17 protein-coding genes are annotated in these 16,448 nt (G+C 64.2%); 4 read left to right on the top strand and 13 right to left on the bottom strand.

Annotated elements, in window-relative coordinates; translation table 11 throughout:
- The 4 genes from ACFPO9_RS07010 to ACFPO9_RS06995 form a co-directional block, all read right to left on the bottom strand.
- Nucleotides 1–393: an ASCH domain-containing protein gene (locus ACFPO9_RS07010; RefSeq protein ID WP_379768821.1), complete on the bottom strand. Its 393-nt coding sequence runs from the start codon at nucleotides 391–393 to the stop codon at nucleotides 1–3.
- A complete protein-coding gene (locus ACFPO9_RS07005; RefSeq protein WP_379768819.1) occupies nucleotides 390–1,202 on the bottom strand; it encodes a DUF6624 domain-containing protein in 813 nt (270 codons plus the stop codon). The genes ACFPO9_RS07010 and ACFPO9_RS07005 overlap by 4 nt, the downstream gene beginning before the upstream one ends.
- Nucleotides 1,202–1,474: a hypothetical protein gene (locus ACFPO9_RS07000; RefSeq protein ID WP_379768817.1), complete on the bottom strand. Its 273-nt coding sequence runs from the start codon at nucleotides 1,472–1,474 to the stop codon at nucleotides 1,202–1,204. The genes ACFPO9_RS07005 and ACFPO9_RS07000 overlap by 1 nt, the downstream gene beginning before the upstream one ends.
- A gap of 90 nt (nucleotides 1,475–1,564) precedes the next feature.
- Nucleotides 1,565–2,188 (bottom strand): FMN-dependent NADH-azoreductase, encoded by a 624-nt coding sequence (locus ACFPO9_RS06995; RefSeq protein WP_379768815.1) that lies wholly within the window; start codon nucleotides 2,186–2,188, stop codon nucleotides 1,565–1,567.
- Between the two features lie 160 nt (nucleotides 2,189–2,348).
- Between ACFPO9_RS06995 and pdxR the strand changes: the two genes are divergently transcribed.
- The 4 genes from pdxR (at nucleotide 2,349) to ACFPO9_RS06975 (ending at nucleotide 6,147) form a co-directional block, all read left to right on the top strand.
- Nucleotides 2,349–3,761, top strand: a complete 1,413-nt coding sequence (gene pdxR, locus ACFPO9_RS06990) for a MocR-like pyridoxine biosynthesis transcription factor PdxR (protein ID WP_379768813.1) — start codon at nucleotides 2,349–2,351, stop codon at nucleotides 3,759–3,761.
- Nucleotides 3,762–3,854: 93 nt separating this feature from the next.
- A complete protein-coding gene (locus ACFPO9_RS06985) occupies nucleotides 3,855–4,310 on the top strand; it encodes a carboxymuconolactone decarboxylase family protein (RefSeq protein WP_379768811.1) in 456 nt (151 codons plus the stop codon).
- A gap of 69 nt (nucleotides 4,311–4,379) precedes the next feature.
- Nucleotides 4,380–4,703, top strand: coding sequence for a DMT family transporter (locus tag ACFPO9_RS06980; protein ID WP_379768809.1), 324 nt, complete (start codon nucleotides 4,380–4,382; stop codon nucleotides 4,701–4,703).
- A gap of 31 nt (nucleotides 4,704–4,734) precedes the next feature.
- On the top strand, nucleotides 4,735–6,147 hold the full coding sequence (locus tag ACFPO9_RS06975; protein WP_379768807.1) for an MFS transporter: 1,413 nt from the start codon (nucleotides 4,735–4,737) through the stop codon (nucleotides 6,145–6,147).
- A gap of 28 nt (nucleotides 6,148–6,175) precedes the next feature.
- Here the strand turns inward: ACFPO9_RS06975 and trpA are convergent, their stop codons facing one another.
- From trpA to ACFPO9_RS06930, 9 genes are all read right to left on the bottom strand, one after another.
- Nucleotides 6,176–6,976, bottom strand: coding sequence for a tryptophan synthase subunit alpha (trpA, locus tag ACFPO9_RS06970; RefSeq protein ID WP_379768805.1), 801 nt, complete (start codon nucleotides 6,974–6,976; stop codon nucleotides 6,176–6,178).
- A gap of 19 nt (nucleotides 6,977–6,995) precedes the next feature.
- Nucleotides 6,996–8,240 carry a tryptophan synthase subunit beta gene (trpB, locus tag ACFPO9_RS06965; RefSeq protein ID WP_379768803.1) on the bottom strand — a complete coding sequence of 415 codons (1,245 nt, stop codon included), beginning with the start codon at nucleotides 8,238–8,240 and terminating at the stop codon, nucleotides 6,996–6,998.
- Nucleotides 8,224–8,919 (bottom strand): phosphoribosylanthranilate isomerase, encoded by a 696-nt coding sequence (locus tag ACFPO9_RS06960; RefSeq protein ID WP_379768801.1) that lies wholly within the window; start codon nucleotides 8,917–8,919, stop codon nucleotides 8,224–8,226. Before ACFPO9_RS06960 ends, trpB begins: the two co-directional genes overlap by 17 nt.
- 200 nt (nucleotides 8,920–9,119) lie before the next feature.
- Nucleotides 9,120–9,917 carry a tRNA pseudouridine(38-40) synthase TruA gene (gene truA, locus ACFPO9_RS06955; RefSeq protein ID WP_379768799.1) on the bottom strand — a complete coding sequence of 266 codons (798 nt, stop codon included), beginning with the start codon at nucleotides 9,915–9,917 and terminating at the stop codon, nucleotides 9,120–9,122.
- A gap of 10 nt (nucleotides 9,918–9,927) precedes the next feature.
- A complete protein-coding gene (locus tag ACFPO9_RS06950) occupies nucleotides 9,928–12,978 on the bottom strand; it encodes a motility hub landmark protein FimV (protein ID WP_379768797.1) in 3,051 nt (1,016 codons plus the stop codon).
- Between the two features lie 252 nt (nucleotides 12,979–13,230).
- Nucleotides 13,231–14,355 (bottom strand): aspartate-semialdehyde dehydrogenase, encoded by a 1,125-nt coding sequence (gene asd / locus ACFPO9_RS06945; protein WP_379768795.1) that lies wholly within the window; start codon nucleotides 14,353–14,355, stop codon nucleotides 13,231–13,233.
- Nucleotides 14,356–14,428: 73 nt separating this feature from the next.
- The gene (gene leuB, locus ACFPO9_RS06940; RefSeq protein WP_379768793.1) at nucleotides 14,429–15,499 is read right to left on the bottom strand and encodes a 3-isopropylmalate dehydrogenase; all 1,071 of its coding nucleotides are present in this window, start codon (nucleotides 15,497–15,499) and stop codon (nucleotides 14,429–14,431) included.
- A gap of 12 nt (nucleotides 15,500–15,511) precedes the next feature.
- Nucleotides 15,512–16,159 (bottom strand): 3-isopropylmalate dehydratase small subunit, encoded by a 648-nt coding sequence (gene leuD, locus ACFPO9_RS06935; RefSeq protein WP_379768791.1) that lies wholly within the window; start codon nucleotides 16,157–16,159, stop codon nucleotides 15,512–15,514.
- Nucleotides 16,160–16,262: 103 nt separating this feature from the next.
- The gene (locus ACFPO9_RS06930; protein ID WP_379768789.1) at nucleotides 16,263–16,385 is read right to left on the bottom strand and encodes an entericidin A/B family lipoprotein; all 123 of its coding nucleotides are present in this window, start codon (nucleotides 16,383–16,385) and stop codon (nucleotides 16,263–16,265) included.
- Nucleotides 16,386–16,448 lie beyond the last annotated feature (63 nt).

Here is a 16,448-nt window from a genome sequence, read left to right as displayed (position 1 = left end):
TCAGGGCAGGATCGTTTCGGCCAGCGCGAAATGCAGGGTGACGAATTCGAAGTCGGCATGCAAATCGTATTGCGGCAGGCAGGCGATATGGACTTCCTGGAACTCGCGCGCGCTGGCGAATCCCTCCCCGCGCCACACCTCTTCAGGGATATTGCCAAAGCGGATTTTTTCGACTTTCGTCGCGCGGATCAGGCAGCGCAGGCGCTGTTTCAGGTCGTAGACTTCGATCAGGTCGCCGGCTTCGTAGCTGCCGTCGCCGTACTCGCCGTAGGGTTTGTAATAGTCCTCGACGGTGTCGGCGGTGACGGTCTTGCGGCCTTCCATGACGGCGCGCGGCAGGCTGTCGTCGTCTTCGTCGGCGCCCCAGAAGCTCAGGCGTTTCAGGCGGCTCATTGTTCGAAGTGTTTCAGGTACTGGGCCAGCGGCTCCATGCCCATGGCCGCACGGCGCTCGTCGACGTGCTCGCGGTCGGCGATCGGGTACAGCGCCATCTTGCCGCCGATATCGCCGCGCAGCTGGCTGCCGTAGCGTTGCGGCTTGTCGTCGTTCATCAGGTCGCGGTCGATCGACAGGGCCAGCGAGCGCGGCGTCATCTCGCCCTTCTCCGCGGCAGCTTTCATGAGCGGCAGGCAGCGTTTCAGGAAGGCCGCGGAACCGTGCTGGGCGATCAGCCAGGCACTGTTCGCCGCCTCGTGCCCAACCATCGAGGCAGTGGGCCAGCCTTTGGCCGCGATGATCTCGCCCAGGCGCTTCTCGCGCTTGGGGTCGTCCTCCTGCATGCGCTTGGCCATGCCGGCGCCGATCGTGGCGCTGGGGCCGGAACGGATCGCCTGGTCCTGCTCGCCCATTTCGATCAGCTCGGCCGCCAGCGCCGGCTCCGGCACCTTGGCCGGATAAAGGAGGAAATCGAGCGCGCCGGCGGTCTTCGGATCGAAGACGATCTTGGGCGCGGCATCCCAGCCCGCAGCCTCCAGACGAATGCGGAACATGCCGCTGTCCGGCAACTCGATGCGGTAGCGGCCGTTCTCTACCTTGCCAGCGATGGCGGGCAGCTTGTCGGCGCGGTCGGCGAAGACGGCGATAGCGGCCGGCAGCGTGCCGGCCGAACTGCGGATGGCGCCGGACAGTTCCACCGCGAACGCGGGTGCTGCCAGCACCCAGGCAATGGCGGTGGCAGCCGCGAATCGGGCGAGCGTCGGCATCAGTCTTCGCCGCGCTCCGCGAGCGTGAATTCGATACCGCCGATCCAGCCGGCGATGCCGTTATAAATCCAGGCGCCGAGGAAGGTGAAGATGAAGCCGAAAATGGCGTACAGCAGCGGCATCCACCAGATCATGCTCCATTGCACCGGCTGATGCGTGAACAGCATCGGCAGGAAGGCCATCAGCATCAGGGGAAAGGAAATGACCAGGTACAGCACGGCCATCACTTTCGAGGTCTGCAGTTTCGAGATATGGACGATCTGGGTTTTCATGTTGACAGGAGTTAGTTGCACTGGCGACAATGTAGCCGATGTTTGCATTAAAAAAATAAAAAGTTGAGCGCCCCGCCTACCAGATGATACTTAAGCGTCGAGGTAGTCGGGAGCGAAGTGCACCTGTATGTCATGGGCCGCCATGCGGCGCGCATTCTCCACGGCAGTGGAACCGAGGCCTGTTCCCTGGATTGAAAAGAAAGTGATATTGGTGAGGCCGATCGTCCCCAGAACCGCTTTCAGATAAGGCGTCAGAAAGTCTGGTTGACGAGCGTGCGCTCCGGAAAAGCGGCCACCCGAAGCAATGGCGACAAAGACCGGTCTATCCCCGAGCCGGCCCTTTTTTCCTTCGGCACTCACGTCGAAAGTACGGCCCGCACGAACCACGTGATCGATCCACGCTTTCAGGACAGACGGCACGCCCAGGTTATGCATCGGTGTCGCGATCACGATTGCATCTGCGCGCTCGACTTCCCCGATCAGTGCCTCGGAAAGGCGTGCAAGGGCGTTGCCCTGGATCTCCTCGGCGGACAACTGAACAATGTTCGCGTAGTCAGCGCCAATATGCGGAATCGGATCGACACCGATCAGGCGCTCTACAAGCGTGACCGTCGAGCCGCCTCGTTCGAGCAGATAACGGACGATTGCGTCGGACAGCTTGTGGCTTTCTCCCTCCACGCCTTGAGGACTGCAACTGATACGCAAGATGTTCATGGTTCGATTCTTCCTGGTCTATTGGGTTTTCCCTGCATGGTATGCAAGGTGGTAACGAGTCTATAATTCCGCTGACCCAGCAAAAAGATCCATAATCTATCAATTCGACTAGGCCATAAGCCAGTCGCCCGAAAAGCTCGCATTCCTCGCCACAGTAGCCATGCCAACCGTAAAAGCAGACTTTTCGCCTATCGATCCCGCGGCGGAAAAGCCGATCTACAAGCAAATCTATGACCGGTTTATCGATGCGATCGCCGGCGGTGTACTCAAACCGGGAGATCGCATCCCCTCGGCAAGGGCTCTCACTAAAGAGCTTGGTTTAGCAAGAGGAACGATCGATGCCGCCTATTCCCTGCTGTCGGCGGAGGGATATATCGTGGCGCGTGGGCAGGCAGGCACAATCGTTACGCCGGACCTGAAGCTGCAACTGCAGTCCAGGCGCAGCGTGCCGCCGGCCACGACAGATCCGCGGCCGAGCTATCGCCCCGACACCATTCTTCCGTTTCAAATGGGCCTTCCCGCGCTGGATGCCTTCCCGCGAAAGATCTGGGCGCGTCTCGGCGCGCGCTGCGCGCGCACGATGCAGCCGGCGGACATGGCCCACCCGCCGATTTTCGGACTGCCCGGTCTGCGCAAGGAAATCGCCGCATATCTTCTTATGTCCCGAGGTATCGAGTGTTCGCCGTCGCAGATTTTCGTCACCTCGGGATATCGCCATACGATGCAGCTGATCTGCCAGGCATTGCTGAAAGCTGGCGACCGCGTCTGGGTGGAAGACCCCGGCTACCCGCCGACACGGGACCTGCTGGAACATCTGCATATGGAAGCAGTTCCGGTACCTGTCGATGAAGAAGGCATGTCGATTTCCTACGCGATGCGGCTGGCGCCTTCGGCCCAGGCCGCCGTAGTCACGCCTGCCCATCAAAGCCCTTTGTGCGTGACGCTATCCCTGCCGCGGCGCTTGGCCCTGCTCGAGTGGGCCGGGCAAAACGAGGCATGGATCGTCGAAGACGACTACGACGGCGAATACCGGTACGTCAGCCGCCCCTTGCCTGCCTTGAAAAGCCTCGATCGCGATGGCAGGGTGCTGTATGCCGGTACATTCAGCAAAGTGCTTTTCCCTGCATTGCGCCTCGGGTACCTGGTTGTTCCCGAAGCGCAGATCGAACGCTTCGAGCAGGCAAGCCCGACGTTTGCGAGCACACCGCAACTCACGCAAGCGATCGTGACCGCTTTCATCACCGAAGGGCATTTCGCCCGCCACATACAGCGGATGAGGAAACTGTATGCCGAGCGCCGGCGAGCAACGACGAACGGCTTGATGGCCGCGCTGGGAGAACACATACAGATCGATCCGAAACCTGGCGGGATGCATTTGATCCTCCGCCTGCGAGATCAGGTCGACGACCGGGCCCTGGTTGCCGGGATGATCCGGCATGGGCTGTACGGTGAGGCGCTCACGGCGTGGACCGCGACAGGACACGGGCCTTCGGCTTTGCTTCTGAACTTTACCAACATCCAGTCGCATGACGAAGCCGAAGGGCTGGGCCGGCGCATCCGCGCCCTGCTTTGAACATGGCCTAGAACCGAATACGATCTATGGACCTGTCCATGTAGGCCACGATCGCAGACCATCGAGTCTTCACTCACCCAGTAAGGACTCGAAATGATCGATCGCATCGACTACACCAAAGCATCGCCGGAGGGCTATAAGGCGTTCGGAAACGTGTACGTCACACTTCAAAAAACCAGCCTGCCGAAACAATTGGTCGATCTGGTACACCTGCGCGTTTCACAGCTCAATGGATGCGCGTTCTGCATCGATATGCATTCCCGCGACCTGCTGCAAAGTGGCCTGGCTGTCGACAAGCTTGCACTGGTGCCCGTATGGCGGGACGCCGGCAGCCTGTTCAGCGACCGGGAGCGCAGCGCACTGGCCTGGGCCGAAAGTGTGACCCGTGTTTCGGAAACCGGCATCCCCGACGATGAGTACCAGGCCGCGGCCGCCGAGTTCGAGGACAAGGAACTGGCCGATCTGACGTATGCAATCGGACTGATGAACGCGTTCAACCGGTTCGGTGTCGCCTTCCGCTCAACACCCCAAGCCGTAGCGAAGCGCTGATTGCTGCTGCGAGTGCTTGTTGCGCACGCATGGGCACTCGCTTCCCGACCTGATAACGAGACCGATCTTATGCCTTGGCTTCTTCTTACGATTGCCGGAATCCTGGAGATTTTCTTTGCGCTTGCGATGAAATCGTCGGACGGATTCACCCGGCTGTTCCCATCCATCCTGACCGTCGTGTGCGGCTTGTCCAGCGTGGTCCTGCTTTCGATTTCGCTCCGAACCTTGCCGGTAGGGACAGGCTATGCCGTCTGGACCGGCATAGGCGCCGCGGGTACCGCGATTCTCGGGATCGCGGTCCTGGGCGACTCGGCTGCGCCATTACGGATTCTGTGCATCGCCCTGATCCTGGCCGGTGTCCTGGGTCTGAAACTGGTCGCCGGCGGACAGTAATCCGGCTCTTTCATCTGAATACTGGAAAATCATGGCCACCCCACATTCCGGATCCAGTCCTGCTTTGGAATCGCTCACGGCATCCACATCGCCCTGGCCGATATTCTGGATCGCTTCGATTGCAGTGTTTTTAGTCTCGATCGACAGCACCGTCCTGTTTACCGCCTTTGGATCATTGCGGGCAGCCTTTCCGGCAGCAACGCCGGCCGACCTGTCATGGATTCTCAACGCCTATACGATCGTCTACGCCACAATGTTGATTCCCGCTGGCGGACTCGCTGACAAACACGGACGCAAGCATGTGTTCATGTTTGGGGTTTTACTGTTTCTCGCTGCTTCATGTGCTTGTGGCGCAGCGAATGGGGTTGCGGCACTGATTCTTGCCCGCATCGCGCAAGCGCTGGGTGCGGCGCTACTCACGCCAGCATCCTTGTCGATTATTCTTGACGCCTTCCCAAAAGAAAAGCGCGCAGTGGCAGTCAGCCTTTGGGGCGCAATCGGCGGGCTGGCCGCAGCGATAGGACCTAGCCTGGGGAGCTATATCGTGGATGCATTCGGATGGCCATGGGCTTTCTATATCAATCTGCCGCTTGGCGCCGTCTCCCTGTGGTTTGGCGCCGCACGCCTTCGGAATGTAAAAGGCAATGCGCATACTGCCCGGTTCGATATCGTGGGCATGCTCTTGCTCATCGCGGCGGTGGGAAGCGCCGCGATGGCGATCACACAAGTTCATGCGACTGCCGTGAGCCGCCTGGAACTGGCATTGCTCTGCGCGGTCAGCCTGACGGCTGCCGCCGCCTTCGTCCTGTGGGCGCGTCACACCCCGGCCCCGCTGATCGAACTCTCCCTGTTCGCACATCGCAGCTACAGCGCGGCGAACCTGGCAACGCTTTCGTTTGGCGTTGCGTTCGCGATGATGTTTTTCGCGTTCTTCGCTTATCTGACCGGTATCTGGCACTACAGCTTGCCGACCGCCGGGCTCGCGGTCACGCCCGGCCCTCTCATGGTGGTGCCGACCGCAATCCTGACCGGAAAAATCGCTGCCCAGACCGGACACCGTCCGGTTCTGATGCTCGGGTCCCTTCTGTTTGCCGCGGGCGGGATCTGGCTGCTTCTCGTTCCTGGCACCGAACCGCATTACCTGACGCATTGGCTGCCAGGCTTGCTACTCAATGGCATTGGCACCGGAATGGTATTGCCATCACTTTCCGGGGCCGCCGTATCGAACCTGCCCCCGGCCCATTATGCTGTCGGCAGTGCCGTCAATCAGGCGACGCGCCAGCTTGGCGCCGCTATCGGCGTTGCGATTACCGTACTGTATGCAGGCGGTCCGGTACTGACGCGACCGGATTTCCTGCCCCTGTACTGGATACAAATAGGGCTTGCACTGATCACTTGCGTATCGTCGATGCTGGTGCAAACCCGGGACTTACGGACGCGCTGACCGTCAGGCGTCCCGTGGAGCACCGCGCTTACCGGGCGTCCAGCGCCTCCCGGATCCCCGCCACGAAAGCCCGCACCGCTTCCGGCCCCTGCTCCTTCGGCGTGTTCTCCAGCTCCTGGATGATGCGGCTGCCGATCACCACGGCGTCCGCCACCGCCGCCACCGACTTCGCCGTCTCCGCATCGCGGATGCCGAAGCCGACGCCGATCGGCAGCTTGACGTGCTCGCGGATCGCGGCCACGCGGCGCGCCACGTCTGCCGTGTCGATGCCGCCGGCGCCGGTCACGCCCTTCAGGGACACGTAATACGAGAAACCGCTGCCGTGGCGCGCCACCTGCTGGATGCGCTTCGGCGTCGAGGTCGGGGCCAGCAGGAAGATGAGGTCGAGGTCGTTCGCCTTCATCTCGGCGGCGAAGGCTTCGCATTCTTCCGGCGGATAGTCGACCACGATGGCGCCGTCGGCGCCGGCGGCTCTGGCGCGGCGGATGAATTCGCTCTGCCCCATCCGCTCGATCGGATTCGCGTAGCCCATCAGGACCACCGGCGTGTGCGAATTGGTCTTGCGGAACTCGCTCACATAGTCGAAGACGTCGCCCATGCTGATGCCGAAGGCCAGCGCGCGTTCGCAGGCGCGCTGGATCACCGGTCCTTCCGCCATCGGGTCGGAGAACGGGACGCCGAGTTCCAGCACGTCGGCGCCGCCTTCCACCAGGGCGTGCATGATGGGGACGGTCACTTCGGGGCCGGGGTCGCCGGCGGTGACGAAGGTCACCAGCCCGGTCTTGCCCTGCTGTTTCAGAGCGCTGAAAGTGTGTTCGATTCTGGACATGTCTGCTCTCTTATTGTTATCAACCGAAGTTCAGGCCGGCGCGCTGCGCCACGGTGTGCATGTCCTTGTCGCCGCGGCCGGACAGGTTCACCAGGATGATCTGGTCTTCAGGAAGCGTCGGCGCCAGCTTGGCCGCGTAGGCGATCGCGTGCGAGGATTCCAGCGCCGGGATGATCCCTTCGATGCGGCAGCAGTCGTGGAAGGCCTGCAGCGCTTCCTCGTCCGTGATCGAGACGTACTGGGCGCGCTCGATGTCCTTCAGCCAGGCGTGCTCGGGGCCGACGCCCGGGTAATCCAGGCCGGCCGATACCGAGTGGGTCTCGATGATCTGGCCGTTCGCATCCTGCAGCAGGTAGGTGCGGTTGCCGTGCAGGACGCCGGGGAAGCCGGCCGTCAGCGAGGCCGAGTGCTTGCCGCTGTCCAGTCCCTCGCCCGCCGCCTCGACGCCGACCAGCTTGACGCCGGCTTCGTCGATGTAGGGGTAGAAGATGCCCATCGCATTCGAACCGCCGCCGATGCAGGCCACCACGTAGTCCGGCTGGCGGCCGGTCATCTGCGGCATCTGCACGCGGCATTCCTCGCCGATCACCGACTGGAAGTCGCGCACCATCATCGGATACGGGTGCGGACCGGCCACGGTGCCGATGATGTAGAAGGTGTTTTCGATGTTGGTGACCCAGTCGCGCATCGCTTCGTTGAGCGCGTCCTTCAGGGTCTTGGAGCCCGACTCCACCGGCACCACGGTCGCGCCCAGCAGCTTCATGCGGTAGACGTTCTGGGCCTGGCGCTTGACGTCCTCCGCGCCCATGTAGACGACGCATTCGAGGCCGAAGCGCGCGCAGATGGTGGCGGTGGCGACGCCGTGCTGGCCGGCACCGGTCTCGGCGATGATGCGCGGCTTGCCCATGCGCTTCGCGAGCAGGGCCTGGCCGATCACGTTGTTGATCTTGTGGGCGCCGGTGTGGTTCAGGTCTTCGCGCTTGAAGAAGATCTGCGCGCCAAGACCGTCATGCGCGCCCTGCTGCGACCAGCGCTTGGCATGGTAGACCGGCGACGGCCGGCCGACGAAGTGCGCCAGTTCGTAGCGGAACTCCTCCAGGAATTCCGGATCCTGGCTGTAGCGCGCATAGGCTTCGTTCAGCTCGGCCAGCGCGTGGCTGAGGGTTTCGGCAACAAAAGAGCCGCCGTAGGGGCCGAAGTGGCCGGAAGCGTCCGGCAACTGGTATTCGGGGGTCTTAAACAGACCTTTAGGGGTGTTCTCCATGGTGTGACTCGCTCATATCGGGTGATGCATCGGCAGCCCGCACCGCGTCCGTGAACGCGGCGATCTTGCGGGCATCCTTGATCCCCTTGCTTTCCTCGACACCACTGCTGATGTCGACCGCAAAGGGGCGTACGCGCATCACCGCGCTAGTCACGTTTTGCACGCTCAAGCCACCACTCAAAACGACCCGAGGCGCGAGCTCTTTTGGAATAAGAGACCAATCGAAAACCTTTCCTGCACCGCCGTAGGCATCGACCCAGGTGTCGAGCAACAGACCCGAGAACCAGGCGCTGGCGGCGCGGTATTGAGCTTCGGATTCTAGCAGGTCGAGCGCGCTTGTGTCGGGTTTGACGCGGAACGCCCGCAGGAAGGGGCGTTTCACCGCGTCGGCGATGGCGGCGCACTGCTCTGCCGTTTCGTCGCCGTGGAATTGCAGCAGCGCGATCGGACCGGCATTCACCGCCTCGCGCACGGCGTCCACGGCCGCGTTGACGAACAGGCCGACGCCGCTGACGAAGGGCGGCATGGCGGGCGCCAGCGCGGCGAACTGGGCGGGCGCGATGTAGCGCGGGCTCTTCGGATAGAACACGAAGCCGAGGGCGTCGGCGCCGGCGGCGACTGCCGCGCGCAGGTCTTGTTCGCGGGTGATGCCGCAGATTTTGATTCTGGTTCTTTGCATGGCCGCAGGGGATACCGCAGGGGACACCGCAGGGGTCAGAGCCCGGTGTTGGTTTTAAAAAGGGCTCTGACCCCGGAGTTGACCCCGGAGTTGACCCCGGAGTTGACCCCGGAGTTGCCGACGTTCGAGCAGCCGCAGTGAAGCTTGCCACTGACCACCGGGGTCAGAGCCCCTTTAAAAGCAACACCGGGCTCTGACCCCTATAGGCAGAACGGCTGAACAGGCTCCTGCGGCAATCCCCACTTCGGATCGTAGTCGATTGTAGCAAGATATAAACCGTCCGGCATGAAGGTCGGCGCCGCGGCGTCGCGCGAGCGGGCTTGCAGTACCTCGACCATCCAGCCCGGCTCGTTGCGTCCTGTGCCCACGTAGATCAGCGAGCCGACGATGTTGCGCACCATGTGATGCAGGAAGGCCGAGGCGCGCACCGTGAAGACGATCACGTCGCCATGGCGCACGATGTTCAGCTCGTGCATCTGCTTGATGGGCGTGTTGGCCTGGCAGCCGGAGGCGCGGAAGCTGCTGAAATCGTGGGTGCCGATCAGGTGCCTTGCCGCTTCCCGCATGCGCTCCACGTCCAGCGGACGGAACACCCAGCCGGCGCGGCCGGCCAGCAGGGCCGACGGGTTCGAGTGGTTGTACAGCACGTAGTGGTAGGTGCGGGACCGGGCCGAGAAACGCGCGTGGAAGTCCTGCCCCTCCGGGTCCGGCGCGACCACGTGCGCCCAGCGCACCACGATCGAATCCGGCAGGAAGGCGTTGGTGCCGCGTACCCAGGACTGCGGCGGACGATCGAGGTCCGTGTCGAAGTGGACGACCTGCTCGATCGCGTGCACGCCGGCGTCGGTGCGGCCGGCGCAGGCGGTGCCGATCGGCGTGCAGGCGAATTTTTCGAGCGCGATTTCAAGCCGGTCCTGGACCGTGTCGCGCGATGGTTGTTTCTGGTACCCGTTCCAGTCGGTGCCGATGTACTGGACACCCAATGCGATTCTTGTCACCCGGCCGGCCTCACGCAAGCTGTGCGCGCATCGCGGTGGCCTTGCTGACCTGTTCGCTGTTGCCGCCCTTGATGACTTCCTCGAGCAGCTCGCGCGCGCCCTCCTTGTCGCCGATTTCCTGGTACGCGATGGCCAGATCCAGCTTGGTCTCCATCTCCATGTGCCCGGCTGTCAGTTCGACCGGCGCATCGGCAGGCGCCGCCACCGTCTCGAAATCCGGCAGCGCATTGCTCTCGCCCGGCAGGTCGAGGTCGAAGCCGCCGAGAGCGAAGGCCGGCTCGACTTTTGCCGGCTCCAGCATGTCGTGCGGCGCGTAGTCCGCGGTTTCGACCGGGGCCGGGGTTGCCACCGGCAGCGCATTCGGCAGGTCCTGCAGGCCGAACAGCTCGTCTTCCAGCGAGAGCGCCGGAGCCGGGTCGGCGGCCGGGGCGAATGATTCGGCTTGCACCGGTTTGACCTCATCGGCCAGGCCGAAGTCCATGGTGTCGAGGTCGAACAGCGGGTCCTTCAGCTCGGTGGCCGGGCTGGTTTCTTCCGGCGCGGCCGGGATGGCCGGCAGGTCGAATTCCCTGGCCAGGTTGGCCATGTCGAAATCGCTGTTGGCGAATTCGGCGGCCGGCGCCGGCGCCGCGGCGATCTCCTGGGCCGCGCCCGCGCCCGGGATGGTGTCGCCGAGGTCGAAGTCGCCAAAGGTCAGGTCGTCCACGGTCTCGAACGGCCGGACGGCCGGTTGCGGGACCGGATTCGCAGCCGGGGCGCCGAAGTCCATGTCGAAGGAGAAGTCGAGCGGTTCCTCGGCGGCGGCCGGTGCGGCGGCCGTTTCGGCATGCGCCGCCACCGGCTCGGCCGGCGCGGCGTCGAAGCCGCCCATGTCGAAGTCGAGCAGGTTGTCGTCATGCGCGGCCTGGGCCGGCTTGCTCTCCTCGGCCTGCACAGGCTCGAAGGCCAGGCCGCCGAGGTCGAAGTCGAGGGTGTGTTCGTCCTCGGCCGGGACTGCGGCCGCTTCCGGCTGGATGGCCGGCTGCGCGGCGTTCATCGCGCCCGCGAAGTGCTGGTCGAAGCTCATCGCCTCGTGCGCGGCGACGGCGCCGGCAGCGGCGGCGGCAGCGGTCGGCACCGCGGTGCGGTCGGCATCGAAGGCGTCGTCGAAGTCCTGCGCGCTCAGCGTCGGCGCCGCCTCGCCGGGCGCCGGGACGGCGTCGGGCTGCGGGCTGCCGGCTGCATACAGCGGGTTCAGCGGATCGATGGACAGGCCCAGCGCCGCGGCCTGCGCCCATTCGTCGCCCTGGCCGCGGGTCATGCTGTACAGCTCACCGGCCTGGGTCTCGAAGGCGCGCTGGTCCTTGCGGGCGGCGTAGATCTCGAGCAGCTTCAGGCGCACCGGATAGCGTTCCGGATGGGTGCGCAGCGCTTCCTTCAGGATCTCTTCGGCCTGGGCGTCGCGGCCATAGGCAATGTAGACGTCGGCTTCGGCCACCGGGTCGACCTCGTTGGTGTCGAGCTGGCTGGCCGAGGGCGCGAAACTGGAGTTGAACACGCTGTTGTTGGTGTCGACGCTCTGGCCGCCGGTTTCGGCGAACAGCGAGTGCGCCGGTTCGGTCGGCACGCCCAGGATCGACGGTTCGGGGACGGCCTTGACTTCCTTCTTCTTGCGGCGCTGGGCAGCCAGCAGGCCGCCGAGCAGCAGCACGGCCGCGCCGCCGCCGACCAGCGGCAGGTTATCCATGAGGAAGTCGAGCAGGCCCGGTTCGGCCACCGGCGAGGCCGGCTTGGCGGCCGGCTTGATGGCCGCCAGCTTCTTCTGCGCCGGCTTGTCCTGCGTTGCCGCCGGGGCCGGCGCGGTGGTCGACGCCGCGTTCTGCTGGGCCTCGGCGCCGCCCTTGCTCTTCACGGTCGCGATCTTCTCGAGATCGTTGACGTTCTGCTCCAGCTCCTTCACGCGCTTCTGGGCTTCTTCCAGTTCGCGCTGCTTGGCGATGGTGTCCTCGGTGCTCATCGTCGAGCCCTTGCCGGCAGCGGCGCCTGCCGCCGGCGCCTTCGACAGGCGCAGCTGGTCCTGGGACTCGTTGGCGGCGGTCGGGCGTTCCTCGACCTTGGCGGTGATCTTGCCACCGGCGCTCTGGCCAGCCGACGGCGTCTTGACCGGTTCCGCAGCGCCGACCTGGCCGGCCAGCTTGTTGCGGTAGGCATTGAAGTCGGCCGCGTGGGCGACCACGACGCCGTGGGCTTCGCCCTCGTTCAGCGACTGCATGCCGCCGGCGTCCGGCACCGACAGGATGCGGCCCGACTTCAGGCGGTTCATGTTGTTGCCGATGAAGGCGTCCGGGTTGGCGCGGTACAGCGCCACCAGCATCATGTCGAGCGAGACGTCGACCGGTTTCAACTGGGCGGCGATGCGGCCCAGGCTGTCGCCCGGCTTGACGCGGTACTTCGACCCGGCGCCTGCCGACGCGCGGCCGGGCGCCGCGCCGTTGGCGGCTTGCGCGCCCTCCTCGGCACGTGCGCGATCGCCGCGGCGCGGACGCTCGGACGCCACCGGGGCTGCCGGCGCGGCCGCAGCCGCCGGGGCTTCCGCACGCGGACGCGCGGCCGGCGGCGCTTCGTTCGAGGCCACCTGCGCCGACTGGGTCGCGCGCAGCTCGGCCGGGTCGAGCAGGAAGGTGTATTCGCGCACCAGGCGGCCGTTATTCCAGCTCAGCTCCAGCAGCATGTCGACGAAGGGCTCGTTCAGCGGCTGGGTCGAGCTCACCCGGATGAACTGGCGGCCGTTGCGCTGCTCGACCGCGAAACGCAGCGACAGCAGGGCCGGGTTGAATTCGATGTTCGCGGTGCGGAAGGCGTCCGGCGAGGCCAGCTTGGCCACCAGGCCGCTGGCCTCGTCGCTGGACACCGCCGTCAACTCGATTTCGGCGCGCAGGGGCTGGCCGAGCGCAGACAGCACGGTGAGTTTGCCGAGGCCTGCCGCGTGGACGGCCGAGCTCAGGACCAACGCACTGGCAACCGCCGCGGTGAGCTTCTTCAGCGCGGACGACTTCATCGAGGGACGGTGAGTGGAATGCATAATTCGACTGGGTGAGTTGAACAGGACCTGCGGCAAGCCCGGTGGTCTCGGCAACATAGCATCATGCACTATGGCACGCAAGCTCTACGGGGAGAAACATTCACCGTCCGTGAGATATGTAGACGGTCTATTCAGCCAACTGATGTTTTTTGGCTCAAACCATAACATTTCATCAGCACCTATTGCCATGCCGACCACAATGAAAAAGGCGGCCCGCAGGCCGCCTTCATTGTACCTCGACACTTGCCAGATTTACTTGTCCAGTACGATGCGCAGCATGCGGCGCAGCGGCTCGGCGGCGCCCCACAGCAACTGGTCGCCGACGGTGAACGCCGAGATGTATTCCGGGCCCATGGACATCTTGCGCACGCGGCCGACCGGGATCGTCAGGCTGCCGGTGACGGCGGCCGGGGTCAGGTCGCGCATCGAGTCTTCGCGCGTGTTCGGCACGAACTTCACCCACTGGTTGTCCCTGGCGATGATGTCGTTGACCTCGTCCAGCGGCACGTCCTTCTTCAGCTTGATGGTCAGCGCCTGCGAATGGCAGCGCATCGCGCCGATGCGCACGCACAGGCCGTCGACCGGGATCACATTAGCCGTTGCCGCGCCGCGGCCGAGGATCTTGTTGGTCTCGGCGCCGCCCTTCCACTCTTCCTTCGACTGGCCGTTGCCCAGGTCCTTGTCGATCCAGGGAATCAGGTTGCCGCCCAGCGGCACGCCGAACTGCCTGGTTTCGTCGGCCGACATGCCATGCTGGGTCGCCAGCACGGTGCGGTCGATCTCGAGGATGGCCGATGCCGGGTCGTCCAGCAGCGGCTTGACGGCCGCGTTGATGGTGCCGAACTGGGTCAGCAGTTCGCGCATGTGCTGGGCGCCGCCGCCCGATGCCGCCTGGTAGGTCATGGAGCTCATCCAGTCGACCAGGTCGTGCTTGAACAGGCCGCCCAGGCCCATCAGCATGCAGGACACGGTGCAGTTACCGCCGACGAAGTTCTTCACGCCGCGGGTCATCGCATCCTTGATGACGTTCAGGTTGACCGGGTCCAGCACGATCACGGCGTCGTCGTTCATGCGCAGGGTCGAGGCGGCGTCGATCCAGTAGCCGTTCCAGCCGCTAGCCCTCAGCTGCGGGAACACTTCGGTGGTGTAGTCGCCGCCCTGGCAGGAGATGATGATCTCGCACTTCGACAGTTCGGCGATGTCGGTCGCGCTTTTCAGTTTGGTCTCGTTCTTCGCCATGGCCGGCGCAGCGCCGCCCGGGTTCGAGGTGGTGAAGAACACCGGCTCGATGTGGTCGAAATCGCCTTCGTCCTGCATGCGCTTCATGAGCACCGAGCCGACCATGCCGCGCCAACCAACCAGACCTACTAATTTCATTTTGAATCCCTCGTAATCTGTATGTTCTCATCGTGGGCACCCGTGCCCACGTTGAATTTCACCTAACGTTCAATCACGCCAACGCGTTGACCACCGCATCGCCCATCTGTTCGGTGCCGACGCGGGTGGTGCCTTCTTCGAAAATGTCCGGCGTGCGCAGGCCTTGCGCCAGCACGGCCTTGACGGCGTTCTCGATGCGGTCGGCCTGCTCCGCCTTGCCGAGCGAGAAGCGCAGCATCATCGCGGCCGACAGGATCGTCGCCAGCGGATTCGCCACGCCCTTGCCGGCGATGTCCGGCGCCGAGCCGTGCGAGGGCTCGTACAGGCCCTTGTTGCCGGCGTCCAGCGAGGCCGAAGGCAGCATGCCGATCGAGCCGGTCAGCATCGCCGCCGCGTCCGACAGGATGTCGCCGAACATGTTGCCGGTGACGATGACGTCGAACTTCTTCGGCGCGCGCACCAGCTGCATCGCGGCGTTATCGACGTACATGTGCTCGAGCTCGACGTCCTGGTAATCCTTGTGCACTTCGGTGACGATGTCGCGCCAGAACTGGAAAGTCTCCAGCACGTTCGCCTTGTCGACGCTGGTCACGCGCGAGCCGCGCTTGCGTGCGGCCTGGAAGGCGACGTGGGCGATGCGGCGGATCTCGCCTTCCGCATAGCGCATGGTGTCGAAGCCTTCGCGCTGGCCCGCGAACGGACCGTCCGGGCACTCGCGCACGCCGCGCGGCTTGCCGAAATAGATGTCGCCGGTGAGCTCGCGGATGATCAGGATGTCCAGGCCGGACACGACTTCCGGCTTGAGCGTCGAGGCACCCGCCAGTTCCGGATACAGGATGGCCGGACGCAGGTTGGCGAACAGGCCGAGCTCCTTGCGCAGGCCGAGGATGGCCTGCTCGGGGCGCAGCGCGCGGGCCAGGCTGTCGTACTGGTAGTCGCCGACGGCGCCGAACAGCACCGCGTCGGCGGCCTTGGCCAGCGCCAGGGTTTTTTCAGGTAACGGATGCCCGTGGGCCGCGTAGCCGGCGCCGCCGACTTCCGCGCTCTCCATCTCGAAGGACTCGCCCAGCGCCTTCAAGACCTTGACGGCTTGCGCCGTGATTTCCGGACCGATGCCGTCGCCCGGCAGGATGGCAATCTTCATGTGTTTCCTTGCTTAGATCGTGTTGGCGAGCCAGGGCTGGGCGCGCAGGTGGCGTTCCTCGAAAGCCCGGATCTCGTCGGCGTGGCGCAGGGTCAGGCCGATGTCGTCCAGGCCGTTCAGCAGGCAGTACTTGCGGAAGTCGTCGATCGCGAATTCGAAGCCCAGCTGGCCGTCCGGCGTGCGGATCACCTGCTGCTCGAGGTCGACCACCAGCTTGAAGCCGGGGAAGGCCTTCACTTCATTGAACAACTGGTCGACCTGCTGCTCGCTCAGCACGATGGGCAGCAGACCGCTCTTGTAGCAGTTGTTGAAGAAGATGTCGGCGAAGCTGGGCGCGACGATGGCGCGGAAGCCGTACTGCTGCAGGGCCCAGGGCGCGTGCTCGCGCGAGGAGCCGCAGCCGAAGTTCTTGCGCGCCAGCAGGATCGAGGCGCCGGCGTAGCGCGGCTGGTTCAGCACGAAGTCCGGATTCAGCGGACGGCGGCTGTTGTCCATGCCAGGTTCGCCATGGTCCAGATAGCGCCACTCGTCGAACAGGTTGGGGCCGAAGCCGGTACGGCGGATCGACTTGAGGAACTGCTTGGGGATGATGGCGTCGGTGTCGACGTTGGCGCGGTCGAGCGGCGCCACCAGTCCTTCTTGTACGATGAATTTTTCCATGGTCGCAGGGGTCAGAGCCCGGTGTTGCCGCAGGGGTCAGAGCCCGGTGTTGCCTTTAAAAGGGCTCTGACCCCGCAGTTCGCGGCGTGTGCCTATCAAAAAATTATTTGCCGCCCGCCCCAGTGATCACCTGGCCAACCTTCTGCACGTCCTTGCCGACGCCGGAGATGGTGTTGCAGCCTGCGGCGGCGATAGCGATGAGGGCGAGAGCGATTGCTTTTTTCATGATGTTCCTGTTTTTACTGGATGTTGATATACCAAACTTTGCGGCTGAGCACCGGGGTCAGAG

It is taken from the genome of Massilia aerilata (assembly GCF_042656905.1).
Taxonomy (GTDB): Bacteria; Pseudomonadota; Gammaproteobacteria; order Burkholderiales; family Burkholderiaceae_D; genus Telluria; species Telluria aerilata.
Note: the sequence above shows the minus strand (reverse complement) of the source record. Positions and strands in the feature narration are given on the sequence as shown.

Coding starts and splice junctions, on each gene's coding strand:
- ACFPO9_RS06960 (WP_379768801.1), bottom strand. CDS start 8,919: ATGCAAAGAACCAGAATCAAAATCTGCGGCATCACCCGCGAACAAGAC.
- ACFPO9_RS07010 (WP_379768821.1), bottom strand. CDS start 393: ATGAGCCGCCTGAAACGCCTGAGCTTCTGGGGCGCCGACGAAGACGAC.
- ACFPO9_RS06980 (WP_379768809.1), top strand. CDS start 4,380: ATGCCTTGGCTTCTTCTTACGATTGCCGGAATCCTGGAGATTTTCTTT.
- ACFPO9_RS06995 (WP_379768815.1), bottom strand. CDS start 2,188: ATGAACATCTTGCGTATCAGTTGCAGTCCTCAAGGCGTGGAGGGAGAA.
- ACFPO9_RS06930 (WP_379768789.1), bottom strand. CDS start 16,385: ATGAAAAAAGCAATCGCTCTCGCCCTCATCGCTATCGCCGCCGCAGGC.
- ACFPO9_RS07000 (WP_379768817.1), bottom strand. CDS start 1,474: ATGAAAACCCAGATCGTCCATATCTCGAAACTGCAGACCTCGAAAGTG.
- ACFPO9_RS06975 (WP_379768807.1), top strand. CDS start 4,735: ATGGCCACCCCACATTCCGGATCCAGTCCTGCTTTGGAATCGCTCACG.
- pdxR (WP_379768813.1), top strand. CDS start 2,349: ATGCCAACCGTAAAAGCAGACTTTTCGCCTATCGATCCCGCGGCGGAA.
- leuB (WP_379768793.1), bottom strand. CDS start 15,499: ATGAAGATTGCCATCCTGCCGGGCGACGGCATCGGTCCGGAAATCACG.
- ACFPO9_RS06950 (WP_379768797.1), bottom strand. CDS start 12,978: ATGCATTCCACTCACCGTCCCTCGATGAAGTCGTCCGCGCTGAAGAAG.
- ACFPO9_RS06985 (WP_379768811.1), top strand. CDS start 3,855: ATGATCGATCGCATCGACTACACCAAAGCATCGCCGGAGGGCTATAAG.
- trpA (WP_379768805.1), bottom strand. CDS start 6,976: ATGTCCAGAATCGAACACACTTTCAGCGCTCTGAAACAGCAGGGCAAG.
- asd (WP_379768795.1), bottom strand. CDS start 14,355: ATGAAATTAGTAGGTCTGGTTGGTTGGCGCGGCATGGTCGGCTCGGTG.
- trpB (WP_379768803.1), bottom strand. CDS start 8,240: ATGGAGAACACCCCTAAAGGTCTGTTTAAGACCCCCGAATACCAGTTG.
- leuD (WP_379768791.1), bottom strand. CDS start 16,159: ATGGAAAAATTCATCGTACAAGAAGGACTGGTGGCGCCGCTCGACCGC.
- ACFPO9_RS07005 (WP_379768819.1), bottom strand. CDS start 1,202: ATGCCGACGCTCGCCCGATTCGCGGCTGCCACCGCCATTGCCTGGGTG.